This window comes from Methyloversatilis universalis EHg5 (assembly GCF_000378945.1).
Lineage (GTDB): Bacteria > Pseudomonadota > Gammaproteobacteria > Burkholderiales > Rhodocyclaceae > Methyloversatilis > Methyloversatilis universalis_A.
This window is the reverse complement of sequence record NZ_KB900539.1, coordinates 1924045-1949318: the sequence shown is the minus strand read 5'-3', so window position 1 is coordinate 1949318 and position 25274 is coordinate 1924045. Positions and strand designations below refer to the sequence as shown.

At 65.2% G+C, this 25274-nt stretch carries 22 protein-coding genes and 1 pseudogene; 13 read left to right on the top strand and 10 right to left on the bottom strand.

The genetic code is table 11. The annotated features are described in order from the left end of the window. Window positions 1–31 precede the first annotated feature (31 nt). Together METUNV2_RS0109080 and METUNV2_RS19590 are read left to right on the top strand one after the other, a co-directional pair. Window positions 32–2923 (top strand): adenosylcobalamin-dependent ribonucleoside-diphosphate reductase, encoded by a 2892-nt coding sequence (locus METUNV2_RS0109080; protein WP_018229156.1) that lies wholly within the window; start codon window positions 32–34, stop codon window positions 2921–2923. 1089 nt (window positions 2924–4012) lie between these two features. Continuing rightward, window positions 4013–4795, top strand: coding sequence for a GIY-YIG nuclease family protein (locus METUNV2_RS19590; protein ID WP_198288852.1), 783 nt, complete (start codon window positions 4013–4015; stop codon window positions 4793–4795). A gap of 192 nt (window positions 4796–4987) precedes the next feature. Here the strand turns inward: METUNV2_RS19590 and METUNV2_RS19035 are convergent, their stop codons facing one another. Further along, window positions 4988–5530, bottom strand: a complete 543-nt coding sequence (locus METUNV2_RS19035) for a transposase (RefSeq protein ID WP_232415649.1) — start codon at window positions 5528–5530, stop codon at window positions 4988–4990. A gap of 7 nt (window positions 5531–5537) precedes the next feature. Here METUNV2_RS19035 and METUNV2_RS20120 point away from each other — a divergent pair. The 6 genes and pseudogenes from METUNV2_RS20120 to METUNV2_RS0109065 all read left to right on the top strand — a co-directional run. Beyond that, a pseudogene (locus METUNV2_RS20120) lies at window positions 5538–5711 on the top strand (transposase); the annotation flags it as partial. 202 nt (window positions 5712–5913) lie between these two features. After that, complete coding sequence (locus tag METUNV2_RS19580; protein WP_081618524.1) at window positions 5914–6813, top strand: nucleotidyltransferase domain-containing protein; 900 nt, start codon at window positions 5914–5916, stop codon at window positions 6811–6813. After that, complete coding sequence (locus METUNV2_RS19575; protein WP_081618523.1) at window positions 6813–7445, top strand: hypothetical protein; 633 nt, start codon at window positions 6813–6815, stop codon at window positions 7443–7445. The genes METUNV2_RS19580 and METUNV2_RS19575 overlap by 1 nt, the downstream gene beginning before the upstream one ends. A gap of 182 nt (window positions 7446–7627) precedes the next feature. Continuing rightward, on the top strand, window positions 7628–7813 hold the full coding sequence (locus METUNV2_RS19835) for a hypothetical protein (RefSeq protein ID WP_198288850.1): 186 nt from the start codon (window positions 7628–7630) through the stop codon (window positions 7811–7813). Between the two features lie 20 nt (window positions 7814–7833). Then, entirely contained in the window at window positions 7834–9315 is a 1482-nt protein-coding gene (locus tag METUNV2_RS0109070; protein ID WP_232415648.1) for a GGDEF domain-containing protein, read from the top strand. Between the two features lie 88 nt (window positions 9316–9403). Further along, a complete protein-coding gene (locus METUNV2_RS0109065) occupies window positions 9404–10261 on the top strand; it encodes an ion transporter (RefSeq protein ID WP_026188014.1) in 858 nt (285 codons plus the stop codon). Window positions 10262–10294: 33 nt separating this feature from the next. Here the strand turns inward: METUNV2_RS0109065 and METUNV2_RS0109060 are convergent, their stop codons facing one another. Both METUNV2_RS0109060 and METUNV2_RS0109055 read right to left on the bottom strand, forming a co-directional pair. Then, on the bottom strand, window positions 10295–12031 hold the full coding sequence (locus METUNV2_RS0109060) for a GGDEF domain-containing protein (RefSeq protein WP_018229153.1): 1737 nt from the start codon (window positions 12029–12031) through the stop codon (window positions 10295–10297). A gap of 237 nt (window positions 12032–12268) precedes the next feature. Beyond that, on the bottom strand, window positions 12269–12469 hold the full coding sequence (locus tag METUNV2_RS0109055; RefSeq protein ID WP_026188013.1) for a DUF1328 family protein: 201 nt from the start codon (window positions 12467–12469) through the stop codon (window positions 12269–12271). Window positions 12470–12690: 221 nt separating this feature from the next. Between METUNV2_RS0109055 and METUNV2_RS0109050 the strand changes: the two genes are divergently transcribed. Together METUNV2_RS0109050 and rnk are read left to right on the top strand one after the other, a co-directional pair. Beyond that, a complete protein-coding gene (locus METUNV2_RS0109050) occupies window positions 12691–13008 on the top strand; it encodes a cupin domain-containing protein (RefSeq protein ID WP_018229151.1) in 318 nt (105 codons plus the stop codon). 458 nt (window positions 13009–13466) lie between these two features. Continuing rightward, a complete protein-coding gene (rnk, locus tag METUNV2_RS0109040) occupies window positions 13467–13892 on the top strand; it encodes a nucleoside diphosphate kinase regulator (protein WP_018229149.1) in 426 nt (141 codons plus the stop codon). A gap of 833 nt (window positions 13893–14725) precedes the next feature. Here rnk and METUNV2_RS0109035 read toward each other — a convergent pair. The 5 genes from METUNV2_RS0109035 to METUNV2_RS19570 form a co-directional block, all read right to left on the bottom strand. Continuing rightward, window positions 14726–15760: a CobW family GTP-binding protein gene (locus METUNV2_RS0109035; RefSeq protein ID WP_018229148.1), complete on the bottom strand. Its 1035-nt coding sequence runs from the start codon at window positions 15758–15760 to the stop codon at window positions 14726–14728. Window positions 15761–15868: 108 nt separating this feature from the next. Further along, window positions 15869–16063, bottom strand: a complete 195-nt coding sequence (locus METUNV2_RS0109030) for a YbdD/YjiX family protein (protein ID WP_008059558.1) — start codon at window positions 16061–16063, stop codon at window positions 15869–15871. Window positions 16064–16272: 209 nt separating this feature from the next. Continuing rightward, window positions 16273–18339, bottom strand: a complete 2067-nt coding sequence (locus tag METUNV2_RS0109025) for a carbon starvation CstA family protein (RefSeq protein WP_018229147.1) — start codon at window positions 18337–18339, stop codon at window positions 16273–16275. Window positions 18340–18635: 296 nt separating this feature from the next. Then, on the bottom strand, window positions 18636–18839 hold the full coding sequence (locus tag METUNV2_RS0109020) for a CsbD family protein (protein ID WP_018229146.1): 204 nt from the start codon (window positions 18837–18839) through the stop codon (window positions 18636–18638). Between the two features lie 101 nt (window positions 18840–18940). Beyond that, window positions 18941–19114 (bottom strand): DUF1328 domain-containing protein, encoded by a 174-nt coding sequence (locus tag METUNV2_RS19570; protein ID WP_018229145.1) that lies wholly within the window; start codon window positions 19112–19114, stop codon window positions 18941–18943. Window positions 19115–19525: 411 nt separating this feature from the next. Between METUNV2_RS19570 and METUNV2_RS0109010 the strand changes: the two genes are divergently transcribed. The 3 genes from METUNV2_RS0109010 to METUNV2_RS0109000 are packed head-to-tail and all read left to right on the top strand — an operon-like array spanning window position 19526 to window position 23644. Continuing rightward, window positions 19526–20881 carry a cache domain-containing protein gene (locus METUNV2_RS0109010; protein ID WP_018229144.1) on the top strand — a complete coding sequence of 452 codons (1356 nt, stop codon included), beginning with the start codon at window positions 19526–19528 and terminating at the stop codon, window positions 20879–20881. A gap of 17 nt (window positions 20882–20898) precedes the next feature. After that, complete coding sequence (locus METUNV2_RS0109005; protein ID WP_026188011.1) at window positions 20899–21525, top strand: response regulator; 627 nt, start codon at window positions 20899–20901, stop codon at window positions 21523–21525. 55 nt (window positions 21526–21580) lie between these two features. Then, on the top strand, window positions 21581–23644 hold the full coding sequence (locus METUNV2_RS0109000; RefSeq protein ID WP_018229142.1) for an FUSC family protein: 2064 nt from the start codon (window positions 21581–21583) through the stop codon (window positions 23642–23644). A gap of 48 nt (window positions 23645–23692) precedes the next feature. Here METUNV2_RS0109000 and METUNV2_RS0108995 read toward each other — a convergent pair whose 3' ends face one another. Both METUNV2_RS0108995 and METUNV2_RS0108990 read right to left on the bottom strand, forming a co-directional pair. Next, complete coding sequence (locus METUNV2_RS0108995; protein ID WP_018229141.1) at window positions 23693–24595, bottom strand: pyridoxamine 5'-phosphate oxidase family protein; 903 nt, start codon at window positions 24593–24595, stop codon at window positions 23693–23695. A 5-nt stretch (window positions 24596–24600) separates the two neighbouring features. Continuing rightward, complete coding sequence (locus METUNV2_RS0108990) at window positions 24601–25248, bottom strand: glutathione S-transferase family protein (protein ID WP_018229140.1); 648 nt, start codon at window positions 25246–25248, stop codon at window positions 24601–24603. Window positions 25249–25274 lie beyond the last annotated feature (26 nt).

Genomic DNA, 25274 nt, shown 5'->3' with positions numbered 1-25274 from the left:
CTGCCGATTCACGTCAGGGAGGAGCCCAAACATGCAACAGATCGATCTTGTCCCGCTGACCGAAGAGGAAAAAATCGCCTGCCTGCCGGACCAGGAAATTTCCGGCGAGGTACTGGTTGAGAAGTACGCCAAGGGCGGCGAAACCTCGGTGGCCGAAGTGCGCCGCCGGGTGGCCAAGGCACTCGCCCAGGCCGAATCCGAAGACCGCCGCGCACACTGGGAAGCAAAATTCCTGGAGGCGCAGGATCGCGGCTTCGTGCCCGCCGGCCGCATCAGTTCGGCCGCCGGCACCAATCTCACCGCCACGCTGATCAACTGCTTCGTGCAGCCGGTCGGTGACTCGATCACCGAAATCGAGGACGAGCGCCCGGGCATCTACACCGCGCTCGCCCAGGCCGCCGAAACCATGCGCCGCGGTGGCGGCGTCGGTTACGACTTCTCCAGCATCCGTCCGGTCGGCGCCCGCGTGCGCGGCACGCAGTCGCGCGCCTCCGGCCCGGTCAGCTACATGCGCGTGTTCGACCGCTCGTGCGAAACGGTGGAATCCGCCGGCAGCCGCCGCGGCGCCCAGATGGGCGTGCTGCGCTGCGATCATCCGGACATCGAACAGTTCATCCACGCCAAGGACGGCGGCGACCTGACCAACTTCAACGTGTCGGTCGGCGTGACCGACGTGTTCATGAAGGCGGTCGAGGGCGACACCACGGTCGACCTGGTGCACAAGGCCGAACCGGCGTCCGACCTGAAGGCGGCCGGCGCCTACCAGCGCGAGGACGGCCTGTGGGTGTACGCCAAGCCGCGCGCCCGCGATCTGTGGGACCAGATCATGCGCTCGACCTACGACCACGCCGAGCCGGGCATCCTGTTCCTCGACCGCATCAACCGCGACAACAACCTGTATTACTGCGAGCGCATCGAGGCGACCAACCCCTGCGCCGAACAGCCGCTGCCGCCCTACGGCTGCTGCGATCTGGGCTCGATCAATCTGGTGCGCTTCGTGAAGAAGCCCTTCTCGGAAGCGGCCGAATTCGATTTCGACGGTTTCCGCGAAGTGGTGGCGATCGCCATCCGCATGCTGGACAACGTGCTCGACGTGACCCACTGGCCGCTCAAGCAGCAGCATGACGAAGCGATGGCCAAGCGCCGCGTCGGCCTCGGCTTCACCGGCCTGGGCGACACCCTCATCATGCTGCGCCAGCGCTATGACTCGCAGGAAGCGCGGCTCATGGCCTCGCGCATTTCCGAAGTCATGCGCGACGCCGCCTACCTCGCCTCGGTCGATCTGGCCAGAGAGCGCGGCAGCTTCCCGCTGTTCAACGCCGACCTGTATCTGTCGGGCGGCAACTTCGCGTCGCGCCTGCCGGCCGAGGTGAAGGAGCAGATCCGCAAGCACGGCCTGCGCAACTCGCACCTGCTGTCGATCGCGCCCACCGGCACCATTTCGCTGGCCTTCGCCGACAACGCCAGCAACGGCATCGAACCGCCCTTCTCCTGGACCTACACGCGCAAGAAGCGCATGGCCGACGGCACCTTCAAGGAATACGCGGTCGAGGACTACGCCTGGCGCCTGTACAAGCACCTGGGCGGCGACACCGAAAAGCTGCCGTCCTGGTTCGTCACCGCGCTGGAAATTTCCGCCGCCGCCCACAAGGACATGGTGGCCGCGGTCGCGCCCTACATCGACACCTCGATCTCCAAGACGGTGAACGTGCCGGCCGACTACCCCTACGCCGACTTCGAGGATCTCTACCTCGCCGCGTGGAAGGCCGGTCTCAAGGGCCTGGCCACCTACCGCCCGAACAGCGTGCTCGGCAGCGTGCTGTCGGTCGACACGCCGAAGACCGAAGAGAAGAAGCAGCCGCACGACGTTGAACTGTCGGCGGTCGGCGCCAACCAGCGCCTGTCCATCGGCGCGCTACCGGCGCCGGTGCTGGCCAGCCTGCGCTGGCCCGGCCGGCCGGACATGAGCGACGGCAACCCGAGCTGGACCTATATGCTGAAAACGCCGGGCGGCGAATTCGCGCTGTTCGTCGGCCACACCGAAAACGAAGGCCCGGACGGCCGCATCCAGCCGCTGCCGTTCGAAGTGTGGGTCAATGGCGCCAACCAGCCGCGCGGCCTGGGCGCTGTCGCCAAAACGCTGTCGATGGACATGCGCGCCAACGACCCGGGCTGGCTCAAGCTCAAGCTCGACGTGCTCGCCAAGACCGTCGGCGACGCCAGCTTCGATCTGCCGATGCCGCCGACCGGCGAACACCGCCGCATGCCCGGCGTGGTCGCCGCCTTCGCCAACGTCATCCGCTACCGCTGCGACAAGCTGGGCGCGCTCGAGCGCGAAGCGCCGACGCCGGTGCTCGACACCCTGTTCGCGGTGCAGGAGCCCAAGACCGGCACCGACGGCACGCTGAGCTGGACGGTGGACATCAGCAATCCGGCCACCAGCGAAGACTTCGTGCTCGGCCTGAAGGAAATCACCCTGCCCGGCGGCGAAACCCGGCCCTACTCGGTGTGGCTGTCCGGCAACTACCCGCGCGCGCTCGACGGCCTCACCCGCATCCTCGCACTCGACATGCGCGTGATGGACCCGGCCTGGATAGGCATGAAGCTGCGCAAGCTCATCAGCTACCCGGAACCGCTGGGCGACTTCATGGCCTTCGTGCCCGGCACCCGCCGCCAGCAGAACTGGCCCTCGACCGTCGCCTACGTCGCCCGCCTCATCATTCACCGCTACGCCATGCTGGGCATCCTCGACGAGGACGGCTACCCCACCCGCGAAATGGGCATCCTCGAAGCCCCGCGCGGCGACGACGAACCCAAGCTGATGCAGGGCGCGCTGTGCAACGAGTGCGGCAACCAGTCGGTGATACGGAAGGATGGGTGCGATTTCTGCACCGCCTGCGGGGCGGTGGGGAGTTGCGGCTGACGGCTACGCCCGCAAGGGCGCATCGCAGAAACGGAAAGGGCCTGTCAGGAGACAGGCCCTTTTTCTTTTGCGCGGCGGATGGCGCTCGAACCGATCTCACCCGCGTCGCCCGATCGGCCAAAAGGCTGATGCGGGAAAGGACACTCTTCTCGTGAGCTACTCTGCGCGGCTGCTTGCTGGGCGCATCTCCGGTTTTTTGCGTTTTTTAACGTAAAAAACCGTCCAATCGAACGGAGTGCGGTTCAATAAAAAAGCCTAGCATTCGATTTTTTCAAAATGGCAACCGTCTTATCCGAAGAAACTGTTTTCCAAATATTGCCTAGCCACCCATACCGACACACCATTTCAATTAAAACAAAATAGTGAAAGAACATGAGGAAAAATCGCTGTATTTTTATGTTTTTTTCATTCTCACTTCTGGCTGCGCTTCCTTTTCGCCCGAGGAACTGACATCTCTGGACCATGGCCCCTATCCTGACAACCACAGGGAGATAGTCCAACAGTACCTCAATACAAGGCTAAAAGACCCAGCATCAGCAATTATTGAGTACCGCGCAGACCCTAGAAAAGTCTGGCAAAATGGATCGATTGTTTCGTCAAAGGAGTACGGCTGGGGAGTATGCCTCTGGATAAATGCAAAAAATTCTTACGGGGGATACGTCGGTCGCCGACCGTACGCATTTATTATAAGAAATGGCGCAATAATACAAGCTCACGGGACAATGGAAACCAATATGTTTGATACGGCACTTGCTCAGGGATTATGCAAACAGTTGGGTGCCAGCTAGGATATATCGCTGTCGGCAATCAAATCTGTACTGACTTGTGCACAACATCGAAAAGCTCGGGCGCCACGGCTACGCAAATTAGGTAAGCTCGCGGGCAGGCCACGACGACAGCACAGGATCGTTCACTGGCAACGTCTGAAGTCAGGAGACGATGATGAAACGAAGAGCGCAGCGCTGAAATGAAGACGAACGACTTCGGACCGGCCAAGGCTGGTCACAACCATTTGCCCCGGAACAGAGTATTTCTAAAGCTTCTTTTGGCGTCGCGAACATGCTTCTGCTGCCTATCCTGAGTCTTCAAATGGGCGAGCTGGTCGCCACGGAGTGCAAGATCCACCTAGCAACTCATAACGGAGTCGAGGACCCACTGGATGTCTATCTCAGCGGTGCCTTCAACAAATGGCAACGACATCAGACCCGAAGAAACTTCGAACGCAAATTCGTAATCTCTTTGATCGCACTTCGACCATCCAACTCATGGCTATTCGCGGGCGTTCACAGTTCTGGTCCCGTCGTATCTCGCGAGGACGATACGTTTCACTATCCACTTGTTGAAAAAGACGAGTGCAAGGAGCTCAACGGTCGACTGATCGTTCACTTCAAGCGCCCTAGCAGGCAAGCCTACCTAAATGCAGAGCAATGGGCAGACTCACTTCGAGTAACGGAGCTTCGTCCTTCCCGTCTCACAATTGCACAGTTTCCTGGCTTTAAGTTGGTTCACCTCACGAAAAATCAACTCGATCTAATCGTACGAGAGCAACTGCCAGAGTGGCGAAGTGCGCTGTCTTCGGTTGCTGGCGTCTATCTCATTACGGATTCAGAAACCGGAAAGAAATACGTCGGCAGCGCCACGGGCCAAGGTGGCATCTGGAACCGGTGGTGCGCTTACTCATCTACAGGTCATGGCGGCAACGTTGAAATAAAGCAGATGATGGAAGATCTGGGGAGCGATCACGCCCGCAATCTTCGCTACAGCATCCTAGAGATCGCAGACACGCATGCAAGCTCCAGTGAGGTATTGCAGCGTGAATCTCATTGGAAAGATGTCCTGCTCACAAGGAAGCATGGTCTAAATGCAAACTAGCGCGATGCCTAACCCCTCCTATATGGACTGCCACCAAAATCCAGCCCGATCGTTGGCCTGGTTTCTCCGGATAGATCACTTGCAGCCGTACGTCCGGCATCCGTAATTGGTTCTGAGTGACCCGTGCCGACATGGAATCTGCGCGGGGCGCGCCAGTCGATACAAGCGGTACGCGTTCGGTTGCCGGAAGAGTTATCGGCGTTCGTCCCCGAGGGGGTGACCCGGTTGGCCAGAACGGGCGATCTGTCTCGTGGCAAGCGGTGGCGGGAGGTGGTGACTCTGCTCAGGCGGCCGTGGTGAACGAAGCCCGGTTGGCCTTTCTTGCCAGCCGGGGTTGCGGTTCTCCGTAGGCGGTGGCATCGCGCAGCACGCTGTAGCAGATGCGTGCGAGCCTGTTGGCCAGCGCGCACGCGGGTGGGTACGCGCCTGGATATTCACCGCCCACTGGCGTAGCGCGTCCAGGTGGTCGGCCCTGGCGGCGAGCGTGGCGGCTCTGAGGCAGGCGCGCGCGCCGTGCGAGAGCCCGAACCAGCTCGCGAAGTGGCGGGCATCCCTGAAGTGACTGACCGAGCCGCCGGTGGCCGCGACCATCGCGGTGGCAGTTAGCAGCCCGATGCCGGGAATGGTGAGCCGCCGGGTGCAGGCTGCGCTCTGCCGCGCGAGCTGAGACAGTTCCTGTTCCAGTCGCGCGATGCGTGCTTCGAGCAGACGGATCGCGTCGAGCAGCAGTTTCATCGATTCGCGGGTGAGCGCCGCCCGCTTCGCCACCTTAGAGCCGGTGTTCGGCAACCTGCGGCACAACAAGCGGCTCGCCCGCATCACCCTGCGCGGGCGTACAAAAGTGGATGGGCAATGGAAGCTGTACTGCCTGTTGCATAACATCGAAAAGCTCAGGCACCACGGATACGCAAATTAGGTAAGCTCGTGGGCATGCCACGACGGCGGCATCGCGCCGGTCACTGACAAGGGCTGAGGTCAGGAAACGAAGATCGAAAGACTGAAATGACGATGAACGACTTCGAACCGGCCCAGACCGGCAGCAACCGCTTGCCCCGAGATGGGGTATTTCTACAGCGTCGTTAGGTGCCGGGAAAGTTTAGTAGAACGGAGAGCAGAAGATGAGCAGGGATTGGGAATCTGTTTTCAGCACATGGGCGCAGGGGCCAAGCGCTACGGAGCAAGAGCGTTCGGAAAATGCCGAGCGCCAGATACGGGCTGCAATTTCGGCAAGTGAGAAACTCAAGAACAGAGACATTCGCGTATTCACGCAGGGCTCATATAGAAATCGCGTCAATGTCAGGAGAAATAGTGACGTAGATATTGGCGTATTGTGCTTTGACACCTACTTTCCTGAGTATCCAGACGACAATATTAAGGCGAATCTCTCCGAGAGTTTTGTTCCAGCCACATACACATATCAAACCTTTAAGAACGAGCTTGAAGAAGCGCTAGTGTCGAAATTTGGTCGCCCGGCAGTAACGCGAGGGAAAAAGGCTTTTGACATCAAGGCAAATACTTACAGGGTGGAGGCGGATGTTGCAGCATTCTTCGAACATCGTAGATATACATCGGTCTCAAATTATCTATCTGGAGTAGAAATGATTCCAGATGATTTTAATCCAGCACGAATACGAAACTGGCCAGAGCAACACTATGAGAATGGTGTTCAGAAAAACAACGAAACATCCAGAACGTATAAGCGAGTAGTAAGAATCCTCAAGACGCTCTCTAACGAGATGGCTGACGCAGGGGTCACGTCGGCAAAAAATACACCCAGCTTCCTCACTGAATGTTTGGCATTCAATGCGCCAAATTCCGCCTTTGGCTATTCGAGTTACAAGTCTGTCGTTAGAGAAGTCCTGGCAAATCTCTTCAATGACACAATGGATGATAAGAAATGCTCTGAATGGGGAGAGGTCAGTGAGTTGAAATATTTGTTTCGGGGCTCACAGCCATGGACAAGAGCAACGGCGCATCAATTTCTCAATGATGCATGGAACTACATAGGGTATAAATAATGCCAACTAGACTTCATATTTCCTCATTTATTGGGCTAACAATTCTTGTTTGGCTGGTTGCCTTGTGGGTGCAAGGGATGCCTGTTCTGTCGGCGGATTTTCTAAAGCCTTTTGGCTTGGTTGTTGGTGCAATATCTATCATCATTACGGTATTCAATAAATGTCTTTGGGCTCAGCCCTGGCTGCGAGGATGGTATGTAAAGCGTCCAGATTTGAGGGGAACTTGGGAGGTGGAGTTGTTAAGTAGTTGGGTCAATCCAGAGACAGGGCAGCCGATTCTCCCCATTAAGGCCTATGCCGTTATACGGCAGTCGCTCACATCACTTAGTTTTCGGCTAATGACCAAAGAGTCTAGATCTGTCCTGATTGCTCATAGCATCGAGCCACAAGAAGATGACGAGCTCTATAAGTTAGTTGGGGTTTATCGCAACGAGCCAAAAATTGAACTTCAGGGTGTTCGTAGTGAAATGCATCATGGATCATTCGCACTAGAAATTCACGGGACGCCTGTTTACGAACTGCAAGGTCACTACTGGACCGACAGAGGCACGAAGGGAAGCATGCGTCTCTTCAAGAATGATAAGAAATGCTATGACACCTATGAGCAGGCAAGTAATCAGCACGGCACCTAATAATTCGTTGGAGGCTGACGGCCCTAACGGGCCGCAGCCTCAACTCAAACGATCGACCCGCCAGGCTTCGAAGTTCTGCAGCGGTTCGCTGTTCCATTCGTAGCGCAGCACGATGCCGCAGCGCCAAACCGCAGCGCTTGACCGCGCTGACGCGCGGCTCGGCCGGCGGGCCGGCGAACCAAATGGCCATACCCGAACCGACCATCGCGAAGCAGACGTGGTCGAGAAACGCCGGCAACGGCAGCTTCATGCCTGATAATGCGGCACTTTTCACGCTCGCCTGCCGCTTGCAAGCCCACCCGGTTACGTTTTGTCGCGCCGCCTACGCTTATTGCGGCGCTTCGGGCATGCTGGCTCGCCCGGTGTGACCCGACCTGCCGCTTATCACGTGACCCGAGCCCTGCCCGACAAACTGCCCGCACCGCCTGCCTGGTGGGTGCTGCTGCTTCTGCCGCTGCTGCATTTCGCCAGCGTGAAGCTCACCTTTTCGCTCGCCATGTCGCCGGAGAACGAGGTGGTGGTGTGGCTGCCGAACGCGGTGCTGCTGGCTGCGCTGCTGCACTGGCGCGGCCAGCGCGGCGTGGCGATGGCCGCGCTCACCTTTGCGTCGGACGTGTATGCCAACCTGCCGGTGTTCCCGGTGCAGCAGGCGGTGCTGCTCAGTCTGTGCAATCTGGGCGAGGTGACGCTGGCCTGGCTGGTCATGCGCCGGCTGGCGGCGTCGCCCGAGCTTGAGCGGATACAGGATTTCGGCCGCTTCCTGCTGGCCGGTCCGCTGATCGGCGCGCTGAGCGCTTCGCTGCTGGCCGGCCTGGTGCTGTGCACGCTGGATGGCGTGCGCCCGCCCTACGCAACGCTGGTGCTTCTGTGGTGGTTCGGCGACGGCCTTGGGCTGCTGATCTACACACCACTGCTGCTGTCGCTGCTGCGCCCGGCCGAGCGCACGGCTGTCGACTGGCCGCGCGGTGCGGCCATGATGGTCGTCACCCTGGCTGCGGCCACCTTCATCTTCACCCAGGGCGATGGCGGCGATCTGCGCCCGCATGTGGCGATGACGCCGCAGTTGCTGCTGATTCCGCTTCTTTACATTGCAGCGCGCTGTTCGCTGCGCTGCACCGCGCTGGCGATCGCGCTGATTTCGCTGGGCTCGGCCTGGTCGGTCACCACCGGCCACCATCCGTTCGGCGACGCGTCGTCGCACGAAACCATATTGCGCACGCAGGAGTACATCCTGACGCTGAGCACGATAGGCATGGGGCTGGCCATTCTGCTGGGCGAGCAGCGTGCGCTGGCGTGCGAGCTTGAGGACAAGGTGCGCGAGCGCACCCGCGAGCTGGAGGCGTCGAACCGGCTGCTGGCCGAACTGAGCACCACCGACAGCCTGACCGGCATCGCCAACCGCCGCCGCTTCGATGAAGCGCTGGCGCGCGAGTGGGCACGCGCGCAGCGCAACGGCGAGCCGCTGTCACTGGGCCTGCTCGACGTCGATTACTTCAAGGCCTACAACGACCACTACGGTCATCAGGCCGGCGACGAATGCCTGCGCCGGGTGGCCCAGTTGATGAGCGAACATGTGCGCCGCGCCGGCGATCTGGTGGCGCGCTATGGCGGCGAGGAGTTCGCCTTCATCACCTCCGGCACCGACGCTGCGGCGCTTGCCCATGCGGTGTGCGCCGCGCTGCAGGCAGAGGCCCGCCCCCACCGGCGCTCGCCGCTGGGCGTATTGACCGCGAGCATGGGCGTGGCCACTCGGGTGCCAGACAAACATGACACGCCGGACACCCTGTTCCGGCTGGCCGACCAGGCGCTGTACGAAGCCAAGCACAAGGGCCGCAACCGGGTGGAACAGGCGGCCCCGCCGTCAGCCTGAACGTACCGCCGCACCGGGCGAATTCGCAGGGCTGCCGCGCACCGTTATGATGCGCAGCGACGCCCCCGACATCGCCTCGCTCCGTGCCATGAACCGCCCGCTCCCCTCGAATGACGCGCCGCTGCCCGGCTGGCGCGGTGCGCTGTACAAGGTGGTTTATCAGTCGGACACGCCGGCCGGTGTGCTGTTCGACAAGGTGCTGATCGCGCTCATTCTGGCCAGCGTGACGGTGGTGGTGATCGACAGTGTGATCGCGCCGGACAGCGGCTGGGGCACCGTGTTCGAGATCGCCGAGTGGGGTTTCACGCTGCTGTTCACGGTCGAATACGTGCTGCGCCTGCTGTGCGTGCGCCAGCCGCTGCGCTACGCGACCAGTTTTTTCGGCATCGTCGATCTGATCGCCATCCTGCCCACCTATCTGGCGCTGCTGTTCCCGGAACTGCACGCGCTGATCGACGTGCGGGTGCTGCGCCTGCTGCGGGTGTTCCGCATATTCAAGCTCACAGCCTACCTGTCGGAATATCAGGCGCTGGGCGAGGCGCTGGCAGCCAGTTCGCGCAAGATTCTGGTGTTTCTCAGCGTGGTGCTGATGATCGTGGTGGTGATGGGTTCGGTGATGTACGTGGTCGAAGGCCCGGCCAATGGCTTCACCAGCATTCCTGTCGGCATCTACTGGGCGATCACCACGATGACCACGGTGGGCTTCGGCGACATCACGCCCAGGACCGGTCTGGGCCGGCTGATTTCTTCGATGATGATGCTGCTGGGCTGGGGCACGCTGGCGGTGCCGACCGGCATCGTCACGTCTGAAATGACGCTGCGCCGCCACCGTGACGAACACCGCGACGGCAGTCCGCCCGCGTCGCGGCGTTGTGCGCGCTGCGACAGCGACGGTCATCTGCCGCAGGCCGTCTATTGCCACCACTGCGGCGTGCAGCTGGACTGAGCGCCGCCGGCACCAGCTGCCCGGCGGGCATTCTCAGCCGGCGTCGTGCGCCACCACCCGGTTGCGCCCCTGGCGCTTGGCCCGGTACAGACATTCGTCGGCCCGCGCGATGACCGGGTCCAGCGTGTCGTCCTGCAGCCGGCATTCGGCCACGCCGAAACTGGCGGTCACCTTCACCACGCCCGCGTCGCCCGCTTCGAGCACGGTGGATTCGATCTCTGCACGCAGGCGCTCGGCCTGCTGGGTCGCACTGGCGAGGTCGCAGTGCGGCATGAGCAGGATGAATTCCTCGCCGCCGTAGCGCGCGATCACGTCGCCGCGGCGACAGTGGAGCTGGCAGCGTCGCGCCACCTCGCCCAGCACCGCATCGCCCAGCGCATGGCCCCAGGTGTCATTCACCTGCTTGAAGTGATCGATGTCGAACAGCGCGATGGCCGCCGGGTAGCCGTGACGCTGCAGATTGGGCAGCTGGCGCTCGGCCAGCGTGAAGAAGCCGCGGCGATTGGGCAGACAGGTCAGGAAGTCGGTATTGGACTGGTCGCGCAGCTGTTCCACCAGCCGCTGCCGTTCGTCCTCCAGCGCGCGCCGCGCGACGCTGTTCTCGCGCAGTACGCCGATCGCCCTGAGCACGTCGGCCACCTCGTCGCGATGGCGCGGCTCGGGCACCGTGCGGTCGAGGTCGCCGCGCGCGATGGCCACGATCAGTTCGGTCGTTTCCTCCAGCGGACGCACCACCCGGTGGTGCACCACCCACAGCGTCAGCCCGAGCAGGCCCAGTGCGGCCAGCCCGCCACCGGAAATCCAGAACAGTGCGGTACGCGCTTCCACCGCGCCGACGCGGGCTTCGCTCAGCGCCTGGTCGAGCAGCACGTCGCGCAGTTCGACGATGGCATCCATGTCCGGCACGTAACGGGCGGCGAAGCCGGCGGCGTCGATGTCGTAGTTGCCGTCGCTGCGGCCGCGCACGGTCAGCGCCTCGACGAAAGGCATGGCCGAACCGAAGTAGCGGGACAGCATGACGTGGGTCGCGCCATGTATCGCGGTGCGTTCCGGTGCGGCGGCGGTGCGCTGCACCAGCAACTGGCGCAGCTGCTCGACCCGGCCACGCAGCCGTTCGATCTCTATCCGTTCGCTGTCGCGCAAGGGCTGGCGTGCCGTCAGCGCAACGGTGAACTGCGAACCGAGGCGCCCGGCCTGCTCGCGCAGTTCGGCCGCGATGCGCGCACCGCTCAATGCGTCGGATGCACGCGGATAGGCGGCCTGCGCCTCGTTCATCAGCCGCGTCAGCCCGAGCGACAGATCTTCGATCACCAGAAACATGCGACCGATGGCAGCGGTGATGTCGTCCGGCCGGCGTTCGGCCCGCGGCAGCCGGGCTATGCGGCCGATTTCGTCACGGCCGGCGGCCAGATCGCGCGCAGCCTGGCGTACCGCGGCGCTCACGTCGTCGCGACGATGGCCGGACACATCCAGGGCCTGTTCAAGCGTGTGAAATGCGGCATCAGTGCGTGCGCGAGCTTCGTTCAGCCGGGCCACGCGCTCCGGATCGCCGCCGGGCACCCTGTCGCCCATCAGGCCGTTGGAGGGCCCGCGTTCGCGCGAGGCCATTTCCGCCGCCACCAGCATGTGGCGCAGGCGCTCTATCGCCTCCAGCCCGCGGGAGGCGCGGTCGGCACGTTCCCACTCGATGGCGACGATGTGGGCGGACAGCACAAGCACGGTAACCGCGAGCAGCAGGCAGACCAGCCAGAAAAGTCGGTGAAGGCGCATGGGGCGCAGCGTCTAGGGCACGAAACGGTGCCGCACGGCCGCGTGCGAGCAGATCAAAGAGAGGCCCAAGTCTATACGGCGGGCGCCGCGCTGTCGGCCCGGCTGATCGCCGACCTTCGCCAGAAATGCGGCGACTTCACTACAATACCGAGTGCAATCAATGGCATGCCGGCCAAGGCGTACCGCAGTCGCCTGCCCGGGCAAGTGGCGACGGTACAACACCGCTGTCGAAGGCTTTCAGCGGGGCGTGCGTGCGGGGAGACGCCCTCGGCGCGCCCGCCGACCGGCCAGACCGAGCACCAGCAGTACAGCGCTGATCGCCAGGAACAGGAAGAACAGGATCTGCGCGATGCCGGCGGCACCGGCTGCAATGCCGCCATAACCGAACAGGCCGGCCACGACCGAAATCAGCGCGAACACCAGTGCCCACTCGAGCATGCGGTACTCCAGAAAGATCGGGGTACGGCCGCACTGGCCGGCCACCGGAAAGTCATGAATCCATCATGTCCCGACCGGCACGAGCGCGCCATAGGCCACAGGGCATGGATGCGCCCCGTTCTGTAAGCGCATGCTTCGCCGCCCACCCCGCACCGCGGGCTTCCGCGGCGACCGACCGTCGGTGCACACTGACGGCCTGCATCGCCGCACGGAGCATTGCCATGAACATCTACCGCGCCGCAGCACGTGACTGGGCCGCCACCGACGTGCCCGGCGTCGAACGCTGCCTGTTCCGCAATCACGAAGAAGGCGGCCGCACCTCGGTCGTGCGACTGCAGGCCGGCAGCCTGTTTCCGCGCCATCGCCACGAAGCCGGCGAGGACGTACTGGTGATCGCCGGCCGGGTGGCGATAGGCGGCGCCGAACTAGAGCCGGGCGACTACCTGTACACCGCGCCGGGGGAGGAACACGACGTGCGGGCGCTGACCGACGCGGTCATCTACGTGTCTTCATCGCGACCGACGCCACGGCTGGCATGAGGGCGCAGACCGGCGCCGTCCTCAGGAAAACACCCTGAAACAGAGGCGGCGGGCAGCGACTTGCCCGCAGGCGCCCAGGGTGTTACGGTCGCGGTTCTGGTTCATCTCCCACACTGCATCCGTGTCGTCCGCCTTCATCGCGGACGCAGCCCCCTACGCCATCGTGAACATCCGCTCCGCACATCGCCCGCGCTTCGCCCATGCCGCCCTGCGGCAGGCTGCGCCGTGCCTGTCCGGCGGACCGCGCCCGGAGATGACCGCCTGCCAGCCCCGTCACGGCGACCGTCCATCCGCACAGATACACCGGACCGTCGCCGCCTGAGCGGTGCATCGTCATCGCTCCCCGCGCACGGCCGGTATGCCGCGACTGCCCTGAAGGCAGCGCGCCCCGCCCTGCTCCCCACCCCATACATGCCTGCACGCGGCCGGACCGCGCGCAGGCCGCACAGGACATGACCATGAACAAGACGTCGACCATCAAGCCCACCATCACGCTGACCGAACTGGACACCGACCGCCTGGAGGCGCTGCTGTCCACGCTGCCCGCACGCGGCATGCCCGGCCGCGATGCGCTGGCCGCCGAACTGCTGCGCGCGGACATCGTGCCGTCGCGTGAAGTGCCACCGGACGTGGTGACCATGAATTCCACCGTCCGCTTCAGCATCGAGCCTGCGAACGAAACCCAGAGCCTCACGCTGGTGTACCCGAAAGACGTGACCGACGGCGCCGGCACGGTGTCGGTACTGGCACCGGTGGGCAGCGCACTGCTTGGCCTGAAGGAAGGGGACCGCATCGAATGGCCAGGCCCGGCCGGCGGCACGCTGGGGGTGCGGATAGACAAGGTGGTGTACCAGCCTGAGCGCGCCGGCGACTACGCGCGCTGACCCCACTCCGCACACTGAATCGGCCTTTGTGTCAGCGGCGCCCTTGCCGCGATGCCGGCCGTGAAGAAAGAGGCACGCGAGAACCGAAGCCGCATCGCGGCGGGGGCGCCACTCCCACCTCAAGGGTGATGGCTGGGGTTTTCAGGCAGCTGCCCTGTCTCGCAAGCATGAATCGGCGCGATCACCCGGCAAGCCGAGCCGGTCCTGGTGGGAGCGGCGCCCCCGCCGCGATTCCGGCCGTGAAAAAAGAGGCACGCGAAAACCGAAGCCGCATCGCGGCGGGGGNGCCGCTCCCACCGCGGAGGTGATGGCTGGGGTACGCAGGCGGCTGCCCTGCCTCGCAAGCATGAATCGGCGCGATCATCTGGCAAGCCGAGCCGGGTCCTGGTGGGAGCGGCGCCCTCGCCGCGATTTCGGCCGTGAAGAAAGAAACGTGCGAAAACCGAAGCCGCATCGCGGCGGGGGCGCCGCTCCCAACGCAAGGGTGATGGCTGGGGTTTTCAGGCGGCTGCCCTGTCTCGCAAGCATGAATCGGTGCGATCACCCGGCAAGCCGAGCCGGTCCTGGTGGGAGCGGCGCCCNCGCCGCGATNNCGGCCGTGAANAAAGANNCNNGCGAAAACCGAAGCCGCATCGCGGCGGGGGCGCCGCTCCCAACGCAAGGGTGATGGCTGGGGTTTTCAGGCGGCTGCCCTGTCTCGCAAGCATGAATCGGTGCGATCACCCGGCAAGCCGAGCCGGTCCTGGTGGGAGCGGCGCCCCCGCCGCGATGCCGGCCGTGAAAAAAGAGGCACGCGAAAACCGAAGCCGCATCGCGGCGAAACGAGTGACCGGTCAGGCGGCCTCGACCGCCGGGGCGGCTACGGTGGCGAAGAAGCGGGCCCGCAGTACCTCGACCGGCAGATTGCGGCCGATCAGCACGACGCGGCTCTGCCGGCTTTCACCCTGCTCCCACGGGCGGCCGTAATCGAAGCCAGCGATGCGATGCACGCCCTGGAAAATCAGTTTGCGCGGCTCGCCTTCAATGGACAGGATGCCCTTGTAGCGCAGCAGGTCGACCGAGTGTTCGGCGATCAGCGCATCGACGAAGGCGCCGACGCGGTCGAGGTCCAGCGGGGCATCGCATTCGAGCAGCAGCGAACCGACCGCATCGTCCCAGGACTTGCGGGCCATGCCGCCAATGCCGGAAATCGCGCGCGGCGACACCGGATGCCAGCCACGTACCGGCAGGCCGCGCTCGTCCAGCGAAAAGCCCTTGATCGAAAAGAGGTCGCGCCAGTCTTCGTCCGGACTGCCGGCAACGATGAGCGGCGCACGCGCGTTCACGCGCTGCAGCCGGGTGCACAGTTCGTAGAGGGCCTCCGGCGTCACCAGATCGGCATGCGAAATGAGCAGCCGATCGGCGAAGGCCACCTGCGAGGCGGCGACGCGCTCGCGGCGGAACTGGCCGTCGAAATGCACCGCATCGACCACGGTGACGACACCGTCGAGCCGGTAGCGCTCGCGCAGCCGGGCGTCGTTGAAGAAGGTCTGCACCACCGGCGCCGGATCGGCCAGACCGGTGGTTTCGACGATGAGGCGGTCGAAAGCCAGTTCGCCGGCATCGCGCTGCGCCAGCAGGCCGGCCAGGGCATCGCCCAGCTCGCCCTGCACGGTGCAGCAGATGCAGCCATTGGACAGTTCGGTCACCGACACCGCGGCGCGGTCGAGCAGCGCACCGTCGATGCCGGCGGCACCGAACTCGTTCTCGACCACGGCGATGCGCTGACCGTGATTCGCGGCCAGCAGGCGGTTCAGCAGCGTGGTCTTGCCAGCGCCGAGGAAACCGGTCAGCAGCGTGACCGGTACGGATTCAGTATGGGTATTCATCGGTTCTCGCTCCCCGGAAAAAAGATGCCGGGGCGGGCTTGCGCCGGCCCCGGCCAATAGGAGGAGGGTGGTACATCGGTGAAGACCGACGTCATCATGGACGCCGGTCTAGCAACATTTGCCGGAAGCGCCGCCGAAGCGCGCCTCCTGGCGTTCACGGAAAAACTCTTCATACGTCATGGGCGCCTGGTCAGGGTGCTTCATGCGCATGTGCTGAACGTAGGTATCGTAATCGGGCAGCCCCACCATGAGGCGGGCAGCTTGCCCGAGGTATTCGCCCATCCGGGCCAGGTCCTTAAACATGTCGCGCTCCCGGGGACACGCCCGGCCTGCCACAGACCCGCGGGGTCGGCAGATCTGCGGCAGGCACGGCTTGCGGCCCTTGTGGGGCGCGCAGCCAGCCGGAGTGCCCGGACGTGTTCAGATCAGCACTCCACGCGCACCGCGCGGCCCGACGGCCAGCCACAGCCCCTTCCGGGCGTTGCGAACGCAGTGAGCGTGGCGCTTTCATGTCAGGCCTTGACCGCCTCGGCATGCACGCCGTGGTGGGTTTCGCGCACGGTGGGGTGTTCGCTGCGCAGCGCCTGCAGCACCTTGCGGATGCCGAAGAAGGTGATGGACAGCACCACCAGCACGAACAGCGAAGCCAGCGCGGCATCGACGTAGTCGTTGAAGATGACCTGCTGCATCTGTTCGATGCTCTTGGCCGGTGCCAGCACCTCGCCGTTTTCGGCGGCGGCGCTGAATTTGGCAGCGTGCGCGAGGAAGCCGATCTTCGGGTTCTCGCTGAACACCTTCTGCCAGCCGGCGGTCAGCGTGCAGGCGAGCAGCCACACGGTGGGCAGCACGGTCACCCAGATGTAGCGCTGCTTCTTCATCTTCACCAGCACCACGGTGGCCAGCACCAGCGCGACAGCGGCCAGCATCTGGTTCGCGACACCGAACAGCGGCCACAGCGTGTTGATGCCGCCGAGCGGATCGACCACGCCCTGGTACAGGAAGTAGCCCCAGGCGGCGACGCACAGGCCGGTCGCGACCAGGTTGGGGATGAGGGCTTCGGTGCGCTTGAAGGCCGGCACGAAGGTGCCCATCAGATCCTGCAGCATGAAGCGACCGGCACGGGTGCCCGCATCAACCGCGGTCAGGATGAACAGCGCCTCGAACAGGATGGCGAAGTGGTACCAGAAGGCCATCATGCCCTGGCCGCCGATCACCTGATGCAGGATGTGAGCCATGCCCACCGCCAGCGTCGGCGCGCCACCGGCACGCGAAATGATGGTCGATTCGCCGACGTCGGCCGCGGTCTGCGTCAGCAGTTCGGGCGTCACCACGAAGCCCCACTGCGAAATCACGGTGGCCGCTTCCTGCGCGGTCTTGCCGATCAGCGCCGCCGGGCTGTTCATCGCGAAATACACGCCCGGATCGATGACCGAAGCCGCAACCAGCGCCATGATGGCGACGAAGGACTCCATCAGCATGCCGCCGTAGCCGATCAGCGGCGCGTCGGTTTCCTTGTCCAGCAGCTTGGGCGTGGTGCCCGACGAAATCAGCGCATGGAAGCCGGACACCGCACCGCAGGCGATGGTGATGAACAGGAAGGGGAACAGGTTGCCCGACCATACCGGACCGGTGCCGTCGATGAACTTGGTGACCGCCGGCATCTGCAGCTGCGGCGCAACGAACACGATGCCCAGCGCCAGACCGACGATGGTGCCGATCTTCAGGAAGGTCGACAGGTAGTCACGCGGGGCGAGCAGCAGCCACACCGGCAGCACCGAGGCGACGAAGCCGTAGCCGATCAGCATCCAGGTCAGCTCTTTGCCGTCGAAGGTGAACATCGGGCCCCACACCGGATCGGCCGCGACCCAGCCGCCGACCACGATGGCGGCCATCAGCAGCACGAAGCCGACCAGCGAGATTTCACCGATCTTGCCCGGACGGATGTAGCGCATATAGATGCCCATCAGGATGGCGATGGGAATCGTTGCCGCAACGGTGAAGGTGCCCCAGGGCGAGTGCGCGAGCGCCTTCACCACGATGAGCGCCAGCACCGCCAGGATGATGACCATGATCATGAAGGCGCCGAACAGCGCGATCACGCCCGGCACCGCCCCCATTTCCGACTTGATCAGGTCGCCCAGCGAGCGGCCGTCACGACGGCTGGAAATGAACAGCACCAGGAAATCCTGCACCGCACCGGCAAACACCACGCCGGCCAGAATCCACAGCATGCCCGGCAGATAGCCCATCTGCGCGGCAAGCACCGGGCCGACCAGCGGGCCGGCGCCGGCGATGGCGGCGAAGTGGTGACCGAACAGGATGTTGCGGTTGGTCGGCACATAGTCCAGACCGTCGTTCTTCGCCCAGGCGGGCGTGATGCGCGAGCCGTCGACGCCGATCACCTTGTAGGCGATGAAGCGCGCGTAGAAGCGATAGGCGATGAAATAGACCGACACCGCAGCGATGACGATCCACAGTGCGCTGATGGTTTCGCCGCGCGACAGCGCGACCACGCCGAGCGCGAATGCACCGAGCAGCGCAAGCGCGGCCCAGCCAAGTTTGGGTAGCAGTGTGTTCATGTGTCTCCTCTCGATGACGCCCGGTGTACCCGGGCTGCCCGCGACCGCCTCTTTGCGGCCTGCCCGGAGTATGGGCAGCGGGCCCGAGGGGGCGCATCGGTGCGATTACGCAGCACCGTCGAGTGAAAACACGTAGGGGTTTACCCTTGGTCTTTCAAAGGAGCGGGCGCGGTCTTGTACAAGAGCCGCGCCCGGTGGGGGAAAGAGACTGGGCGATTCCGCACTCCGCCCTGCAACCAGATGTCACCTGATCACAGGGAAAAGGCGCGATATCGCCCGTCAGGGCCGCTGGTGCGTCAGCGGTTCAGCCGCTTTTCCCAGTCCTGCACCTGGCGTTCCGCCTCTTCGCGGGCAACGCCGTAGCGCTCCTGGATGCGTCCGGCCAGCTGTTCGCGCCGCCCTTCGATCACGTCCAGTTCGTCGTCAGTGAGCTTGCCCCACTGCTCCTTCACCTTGCCTTTCAGCTGCTTCCAGTTGCCTTCGATACGGTCGCTGTTCATGACACGTCCTTTCTCGGTGGTTGGAAAAAATCGAGCGGGCGGCGATCCGCCCCGCCTGGTTCAATGCCTCGTTCAATGCCTGGTGCGATGTCTGTGGCGCTTCAGCTCAAGGCCTTGATGCCCAGCAGGCCGAGCACCAGAAAAATGAGAAACACCGCGACGCAGATGAAGAACAGGATCTTGGCGATGCCTGCGGCACCGGCCGCGATGCCGGTAAAGCCGAACAGGCCGGCCACCAGCGATATCAGTGCGAAGATGAGTGCCCACTTGAGCATGACGACCTCCTGATCGGGTGGTTGGGAATGTGTCCGCTGGCAGATCGCCGGCGATCGCTGCTGCATGGACTGAATCATGGCCGTCAGCGCCCGGCGGGCGTATCGGCGATGCGGCAGCGCGGTGTAGGCCGAGGGCGACAGCGCCCTTCGTCACCGGACAGCCCCCGCAGCGATCACGGCGCATCGTCGTCACCCCGGAAAGATGCCGGGCGGTGCGACGATTGCGGGAGCGGCGCCCCCGCCGCGATGCGGGCGCTCAATCCGGACAGCCGGTGAGTGCGGCGACCTGTCACCGGCCGGGCCCGTCGCTGCGAACACCCTTCGGGCATTCACCGGTCCGCGGCCTCCACAAGATCATCAGCAAGCCGGTCGCAGCCCTTATCATTCGGGCCCCTGCTCCCGAATCGCGCCATGCAACTGCGCCTGAAATTCGTCCTGCTTGCGGTCGTGCCGCTGCTGCTCGCCATCGCGGCGGTGGCGGCGGTGGTGAAACTGCAGTCACAGGCATTGACCGAGGCGGAACACGCCATCGTCGAGCCGGCCCTGATGGACGCCCGCCGGCACGAGCTGCAGAACTACGTGACGCTGGCGCTGGCCAGCATCGAACATCTGACCGTGCATGACGACGCCGCCTCGCGCGCCGCCGCGCTGGACGTGCTGCGCCAGCTGGAATTCGGCGATGACGGCTATTTCTTCGTCTATGACATGGACGGCCGCGCACTGATGCACCCGCGCCAGCCGGATCTGGTCGGCCGCAATCTGTGGGACGTGCGCGACGCCCAGGGCCGGCCCACGATACAGAACCTGATCACCCGCGCACGCGAGGGCGGCGGTTTCGTCGACTTCGTGTGGCTGCGCCCCTCCACCGGCCGCAGCGAGAACAAGCTGGGTTATGTGGCGGCCGTGCCGGCATGGGGCTGGATGATAGGCACCGGCCTGTACACCGACGACATCGTGGCGGCACGCGAGCGCATGGACCGCCAGGCACAGGTCGCCATACGCAACACCATGGGCGTGATCGCCGGCATCGCGGTGGTGGCCACGCTGCTGGTGGCGCTGGCCGGGCTGGCGCTCAATGTGTCGGACCGGCGCGACGCCGAACAGAAGATGCGCGAACTGGCGCGCCAGGTCGTGCGCTCGCAGGAAAAGGAGCGGGCCCGGGTAGCGCGCGAACTGCACGACGGCGTGAGCCAGAGTCTGGTATCGGTCAAGTTCCTGCTGGAATCGGCACAGGCGCGGCTCGACCAGGCGCAGCCGCTGCCCGATGCGGCAGCCACCGCGCGCGGCACGCTGGCACGCGGTCTCGCCGGCGTCGAAGAGGTGCTGGGCGACGTGCGCCGCATATCGCATGGCCTGCGCCCGACCATGCTGGACACGCTGGGTCTGGTGCCGGCCATGCGTCAGGTGCTGGACGAATTCGCCCAGCGCAGCGGCGTCGCGGTAGAGATCGAGGCGGACGACAGTCTGGTCGCGCCGGGCGATGCCGGCACCGCGCTGTTCCGGCTGCTGCAGGAAGCGCTGAACAATGTCGAACGCCACGCTCGCGCCACGCGGCTGACGCTCAGGCTGGTCGCCGAGGGCGGCGCGCTCAGGCTGGACATCCGCGACGACGGCCGCGGCTTCGATGTCGAAGCGGTGTCCGCCTCGCCGCAGCGCGGTCTGGGCCTGAGCAGCATGCGCGAGCGCATCGAGGCACTCGGCGGCCGCTTCGAGCTTTATTCCGACGGCTCGGGTACGCTGCTGTCCGCCCGCCTGCCCCTCGCGTGACCGATCGCTCCGACGCCATGACCGCCACCCTTCGCCTGCTGCTCGTCGATGACCACCCGCTGGTGCGCGACGGCCTGCGCGCACGGCTGGAAACGGTTGACCGCTACACCGTGGTGGCCGAAGCCGGCAATGCGGCCGAAGCGATGGACGCGGTGCAGCGGCACGCGCCGGACTGCGTGCTGATGGACATTTCGATGCGCGACATCCACGGCATCGAACTGACCCGGCGGCTGCACCAGCTCGCGCCCGATCTGAAGGTGATCATGCTCACCATGCACGACGAGCCGCAATATGTGGTCGAAGCCTTCCGCGCCGGCGCGCGCGGTTATGTGCTGAAGGACAGCCCATCGGCCGAAATCGTCGCCGCCATCGATGCGGTTGGCGCCGGCAGCCGCTACTTCAGCGCCCGCGTGGCCGACGCCCTGGTCAGTGCCAGCCTGCCCGAAGCCGAGCTCACGCCGCGCGAGCGCGACGTGCTCGACCTGATCGCGGACGGCCTGGGCAACAAGGAAATCGCAGCGCGGCTCGATCTGTCGGTGCGCACGGTGGAAAGCCACCGCATCAACATCAAGCGCAAGTTCGATCTCGACAGCGCCGCCGCGCTGCTGAAATTCGCGCTGCAGCGCCGCCGCGACCGCGGCTGAATCCGCTCCGCCTCAGTACGTCGTTCAGCACATCGTTCATCCACGCCGCTCACCCATGCTCCGCCGCATCGCCCGCAACCCGCTGCTGTCGCGCCAGATCCGCAACCATCACGCACTGAGCGGCTTCGGCTGTTCGCTCGGCGTGGCACTGGTCACCCTGCTCGCCTGGGCGGTGGCCGACACCCGGACCGCAATCGCGATGGCCGCCGGCGCCCTCATCGTCAGCCTGACCGACATTCCGGTGCCCCGCCGCAACAAGCTGCCGCTGCAGCTGGCCAACCTGCTGCAGATGCCGGCGGTCGCGCTCATCGTGCTCGCCACCCATCACAGCGCGCCGCTGCTCGGCGCCGCGGTGCTGCTGATCACCTTCGCGTCGGCGATGGCCACCGCCTGGGGCAAGCCAGGCCTGCCGCTGGGCTACGGCATGATGATGGTGATGGCGTTCACGCTGGCCCAGCCCGATCTGCCGCCGCGCGAACAGGCGATGCACCTCGCGCTGCAGTTCACCGGCGGGCTGTGCTATCTCGCCTATGCGGTCGGGATGGCCCGGCTGACCGACACCGCAATGCGCCGGCGGGCGCTGGTCGACGCGCTGTACGCCTTCGCCGACTACGTGCGTGGCAAGGCTGCGCTGTTCGACCCGGCGCGCGATCTGGACGAGGTGTATGCCGAACTGGTGAGACGGCAGGCGGTGTTCGGCGAACGGCTGCAGACCGCGCGCGACTTCGTGCTGGTCGACCACTGCACGCCGGAACAGCAGGCGCTGGCCAACGGCCTGCTCGCGCTGATCGACGCGCACGAGGCGGTGCTCGCCAGCCAGGGCGACTACGCGCCGCTGCGCGAAGCCTTTGGCGATCACCGCGTGCTGCGCCTGCTGGCCGCGATGACCCGCACCGCCGCCGACGATGTGCTGCGTCTGGCGCACGGCGATCTGTCCGGCCGCGACACCGTGCTCGACGACACCCCCTACCGCAACACCCGCCCCGCGCTCGACATCGAGGTGGCCGCGCTGGCCGCCGATACCGCCACCGACCGCAGCGCTGCGCTGGCGGTGCTGGAAGCCGGCCGCCGCAAACTGCTTGGCGCCATCGACGGCCTGCGCCGGGTCGACCGCGCACTGCGCGAACCGGTCGGCGTGGATGGCGCCGACATGGGCCGCTTCCTGTCCCGCTCCAGCTTCGCACCGCGCGCACTCAGCGAGGCGCTGCACGCCGATTCACCGGTGCTGCGCTACGCGCTGCGGCTGACGCTGGCGATGGCCGCCGCCTTCACGCTGTCGCAGTGGCTGCCCTGGGCCAGCCACGGCTACTGGATACTGCTCACCGTGTCGCTGGTGATGCGCGCCAGCTTCAGCCAGACGAAGCAGCGACAGACCGACCGCATGGTAGGCAATGCGCTGGGCTGTCTGTTCGTCGCCGCGGTACTGCACTGGGTGAGCGCGCCCGAAGTGCTGCTGGGCATCGTGTTCGTCTGCATCGGCATCGCGCACGCCTTCATCACGGTGCGCTACCGGGTCACGGTGACCGCCGCCTGCGTCATGTCGCTGCTGCAGCTGCACCTGATCGCGCCCGGCAGCTTCCACATTTCCGAGCGCTTCCTCGACACCGCGGTCGGCGTGGCGATCGCCTGGCTGTTCAGCCGCGTGCTGCCGACCTGGGAGCGCAATACCGTGCCGGCGCTGGCCACCCGCCTGCTCGGCGCGCTGCGCGACTACGTGAGCGTGGCACTGGTGCCGGACACCACCGACCTGAACTACCGGCTGGCCCGTCGGCAGGTGCAGGACGCACTGGCCGCGCTGTCGGACGCCGCTGCCCGCATGCGCGACGAACCGGCATCGGAACAGCTGCCGCTGGCGCCGATCAACGCGCTCACCACCCGCGGCTATCTGCTGCTCGCCCATCTGGCAGCGGCGCGCCGGCTCACCGCCCGGTCCGACCCGACCCACGCCGCCACGCAGATGGAGGGCGCACGTCGTGAGCTGAACGAACTGCTGTCGTCGGAACAGGCGGTGCTCACGCCGGACGCCCTGATCGGCCCGCTCGCCAACCGGCTCAACGCCGCCCGCGTGGATGCCCGCGCGGTGCTCGCCTCGGCGCGCGAACTGGGCATACAGGGCTGATCGCGCGCGGCGGCGCCACAGTCCACGCGCCCCGCCGTCATCTCCGGATCAGTCGCCGGCCGTCCATCCCAGCGGCAGACCGCCGCGTGTTCTGACCATTCCTGTCACGGTGAGCCGGAGCAGGCGCAGCGCGCCCGGATGGGCATCGACCAGCGGGCCATCCCATATGAGTTCGGCGATGGCGGACAGCTGCAGCAGATCGCCACGTTCGAAATCGATGAACAGCAGCCCGGCACGCGGTTCCAGCAGCAGATTGCCCAGCGTGTTGAAGAAGAAGTTGCCGGCGTAATCGGGCAGCAGTAGCCGGCCTTCGTCGTCGCAACGCACGAAGCCCGGCGCGCCGCCGCGGTGCGACACGTCTGCCTGACCGGCGTGCGCGCTGGCGATGAACAGCGTGTCGGCGGCGGCGATCAGCGCGCGTGCTTCATCGTCCAGCGTCGTACCCGCTTCGGGCGCGCCGGGCTGACCGGCGTCCGTCAGCACACGGGCTTCGCGCACGCGGATGTATTTCGGGCAGTTGCCGAAACTGTGTTCCACCGCCACCTCGAAGCCATCGTCGCCCACGGCCACCACGCGGCCGTTCATCCGGTTGCGCCGCCGGGTATGCGGCTGGATGCCGAGCAGACCGAGCGATGCACCCGCTGCCAGATGGGCCGCCAGCGCGCTGCCGGCCGGCGGCCGCGCCGCGATGCGCAGCCGCCGCGGGTCAGGCGACCGCACGAAACCCGGCGCACCGTGCAGCACCGACGCCCAGGGCTGGCCCTGCCCATCGACACTGCCCACCAACAGGAAAGGCAGCAGCGCGAAGAAATCGCGGTGCTGGTCCGGCATGTGGTCGCGGATCACGCGCGCGCCGATGTCGGCCATGCGCGCGCGCAGGCCGGCCCGCGCTTGCAGCGCGTGCTCGCCGGCGTGGAAGGGATCGGCGGTCGGGGCTTCGAGCGGGTCCATGGCGTTCAGGCGCGCAGGCCGACCTTGCTCTGCGGCATGGCGACAAAACCGGGCAGCGCCTCGATCCGCGCCAGCCAGGCGCGGACATGCGGGTAGTCGTCGAGCGACACATTGCCTTCCGGTGCGTGCGCGACGTAGGTGTAGACCGCGACGTCAGCCAGCGTCGGTGCGCTGCCGACCAGCCAGTCGCGCGCGGCCAGTTCGCCCTCCATCACCTTCAGCAGCCGGTGGGCGCGGGCGATCACCTCGGCAGGATTGAAATCGCCGTTGAACAGCGTCACCAGCCGCGCTGCGCAGGGGCCGAAAGCGACCATGCCGGAGGCGGCCGACAGCCAGCGCTGCACCCCGGCCTGCCCGGCCGGATCGGCCGGAATCCAGCGACCGGGGGCGTAGCGCTGGGCGAGATAGACCAGGATGGCGGTGGAATCGGCCACCACGGTATCGCCGTCCTCGATCACCGGCACCTGGCCGAAGGCGTTCTTCGCGAGAAAAGCCGGCGTCTTGTGTTCGCCGCCGGCCAGATCGACCTGACGGAAGGTGTAGGGCAGGCCCAGCAGTTCGAGAAACATTTCGGCACGGTGGCTGTGGCCGGACAGCTTGAAGCCGTGCAGCAGGATGGGCGCGTCCGGGCGGTGGGTGGCGGTGAGGGTCATGCGGATTCCTTTCCGGTTGAGGTCGA

Bases quoted from the DNA above. Each gene is read 5' to 3' on its own strand.
- METUNV2_RS0109080 (WP_018229156.1), top strand. From the start codon at position 32: ATGCAACAGATCGATCTTGTCCCGCTGACCGAAGAGGAAAAAATCGCC.
- METUNV2_RS19590 (WP_198288852.1), top strand. From the start codon at position 4,013: ATGGGCGAGCTGGTCGCCACGGAGTGCAAGATCCACCTAGCAACTCAT.
- METUNV2_RS19035 (WP_232415649.1), bottom strand. From the start codon at position 5,530: ATGAAACTGCTGCTCGACGCGATCCGTCTGCTCGAAGCACGCATCGCG.
- METUNV2_RS19580 (WP_081618524.1), top strand. From the start codon at position 5,914: ATGAGCAGGGATTGGGAATCTGTTTTCAGCACATGGGCGCAGGGGCCA.
- METUNV2_RS19575 (WP_081618523.1), top strand. From the start codon at position 6,813: ATGCCAACTAGACTTCATATTTCCTCATTTATTGGGCTAACAATTCTT.
- METUNV2_RS19835 (WP_198288850.1), top strand. From the start codon at position 7,628: ATGGCCATACCCGAACCGACCATCGCGAAGCAGACGTGGTCGAGAAAC.
- METUNV2_RS0109065 (WP_026188014.1), top strand. From the start codon at position 9,404: ATGAACCGCCCGCTCCCCTCGAATGACGCGCCGCTGCCCGGCTGGCGC.
- METUNV2_RS0109060 (WP_018229153.1), bottom strand. From the start codon at position 12,031: ATGCGCCTTCACCGACTTTTCTGGCTGGTCTGCCTGCTGCTCGCGGTT.
- METUNV2_RS0109055 (WP_026188013.1), bottom strand. From the start codon at position 12,469: ATGCTCGAGTGGGCACTGGTGTTCGCGCTGATTTCGGTCGTGGCCGGC.
- METUNV2_RS0109050 (WP_018229151.1), top strand. From the start codon at position 12,691: ATGAACATCTACCGCGCCGCAGCACGTGACTGGGCCGCCACCGACGTG.
- rnk (WP_018229149.1), top strand. From the start codon at position 13,467: ATGAACAAGACGTCGACCATCAAGCCCACCATCACGCTGACCGAACTG.
- METUNV2_RS0109035 (WP_018229148.1), bottom strand. From the start codon at position 15,760: ATGAATACCCATACTGAATCCGTACCGGTCACGCTGCTGACCGGTTTC.
- METUNV2_RS0109030 (WP_008059558.1), bottom strand. From the start codon at position 16,063: ATGTTTAAGGACCTGGCCCGGATGGGCGAATACCTCGGGCAAGCTGCC.
- METUNV2_RS0109025 (WP_018229147.1), bottom strand. From the start codon at position 18,339: ATGAACACACTGCTACCCAAACTTGGCTGGGCCGCGCTTGCGCTGCTC.
- METUNV2_RS0109020 (WP_018229146.1), bottom strand. From the start codon at position 18,839: ATGAACAGCGACCGTATCGAAGGCAACTGGAAGCAGCTGAAAGGCAAG.
- METUNV2_RS19570 (WP_018229145.1), bottom strand. From the start codon at position 19,114: ATGCTCAAGTGGGCACTCATCTTCGCACTGATATCGCTGGTGGCCGGC.
- METUNV2_RS0109010 (WP_018229144.1), top strand. From the start codon at position 19,526: ATGCAACTGCGCCTGAAATTCGTCCTGCTTGCGGTCGTGCCGCTGCTG.
- METUNV2_RS0109005 (WP_026188011.1), top strand. From the start codon at position 20,899: ATGACCGCCACCCTTCGCCTGCTGCTCGTCGATGACCACCCGCTGGTG.
- METUNV2_RS0109000 (WP_018229142.1), top strand. From the start codon at position 21,581: ATGCTCCGCCGCATCGCCCGCAACCCGCTGCTGTCGCGCCAGATCCGC.
- METUNV2_RS0108995 (WP_018229141.1), bottom strand. From the start codon at position 24,595: ATGGACCCGCTCGAAGCCCCGACCGCCGATCCCTTCCACGCCGGCGAG.
- METUNV2_RS0108990 (WP_018229140.1), bottom strand. From the start codon at position 25,248: ATGACCCTCACCGCCACCCACCGCCCGGACGCGCCCATCCTGCTGCAC.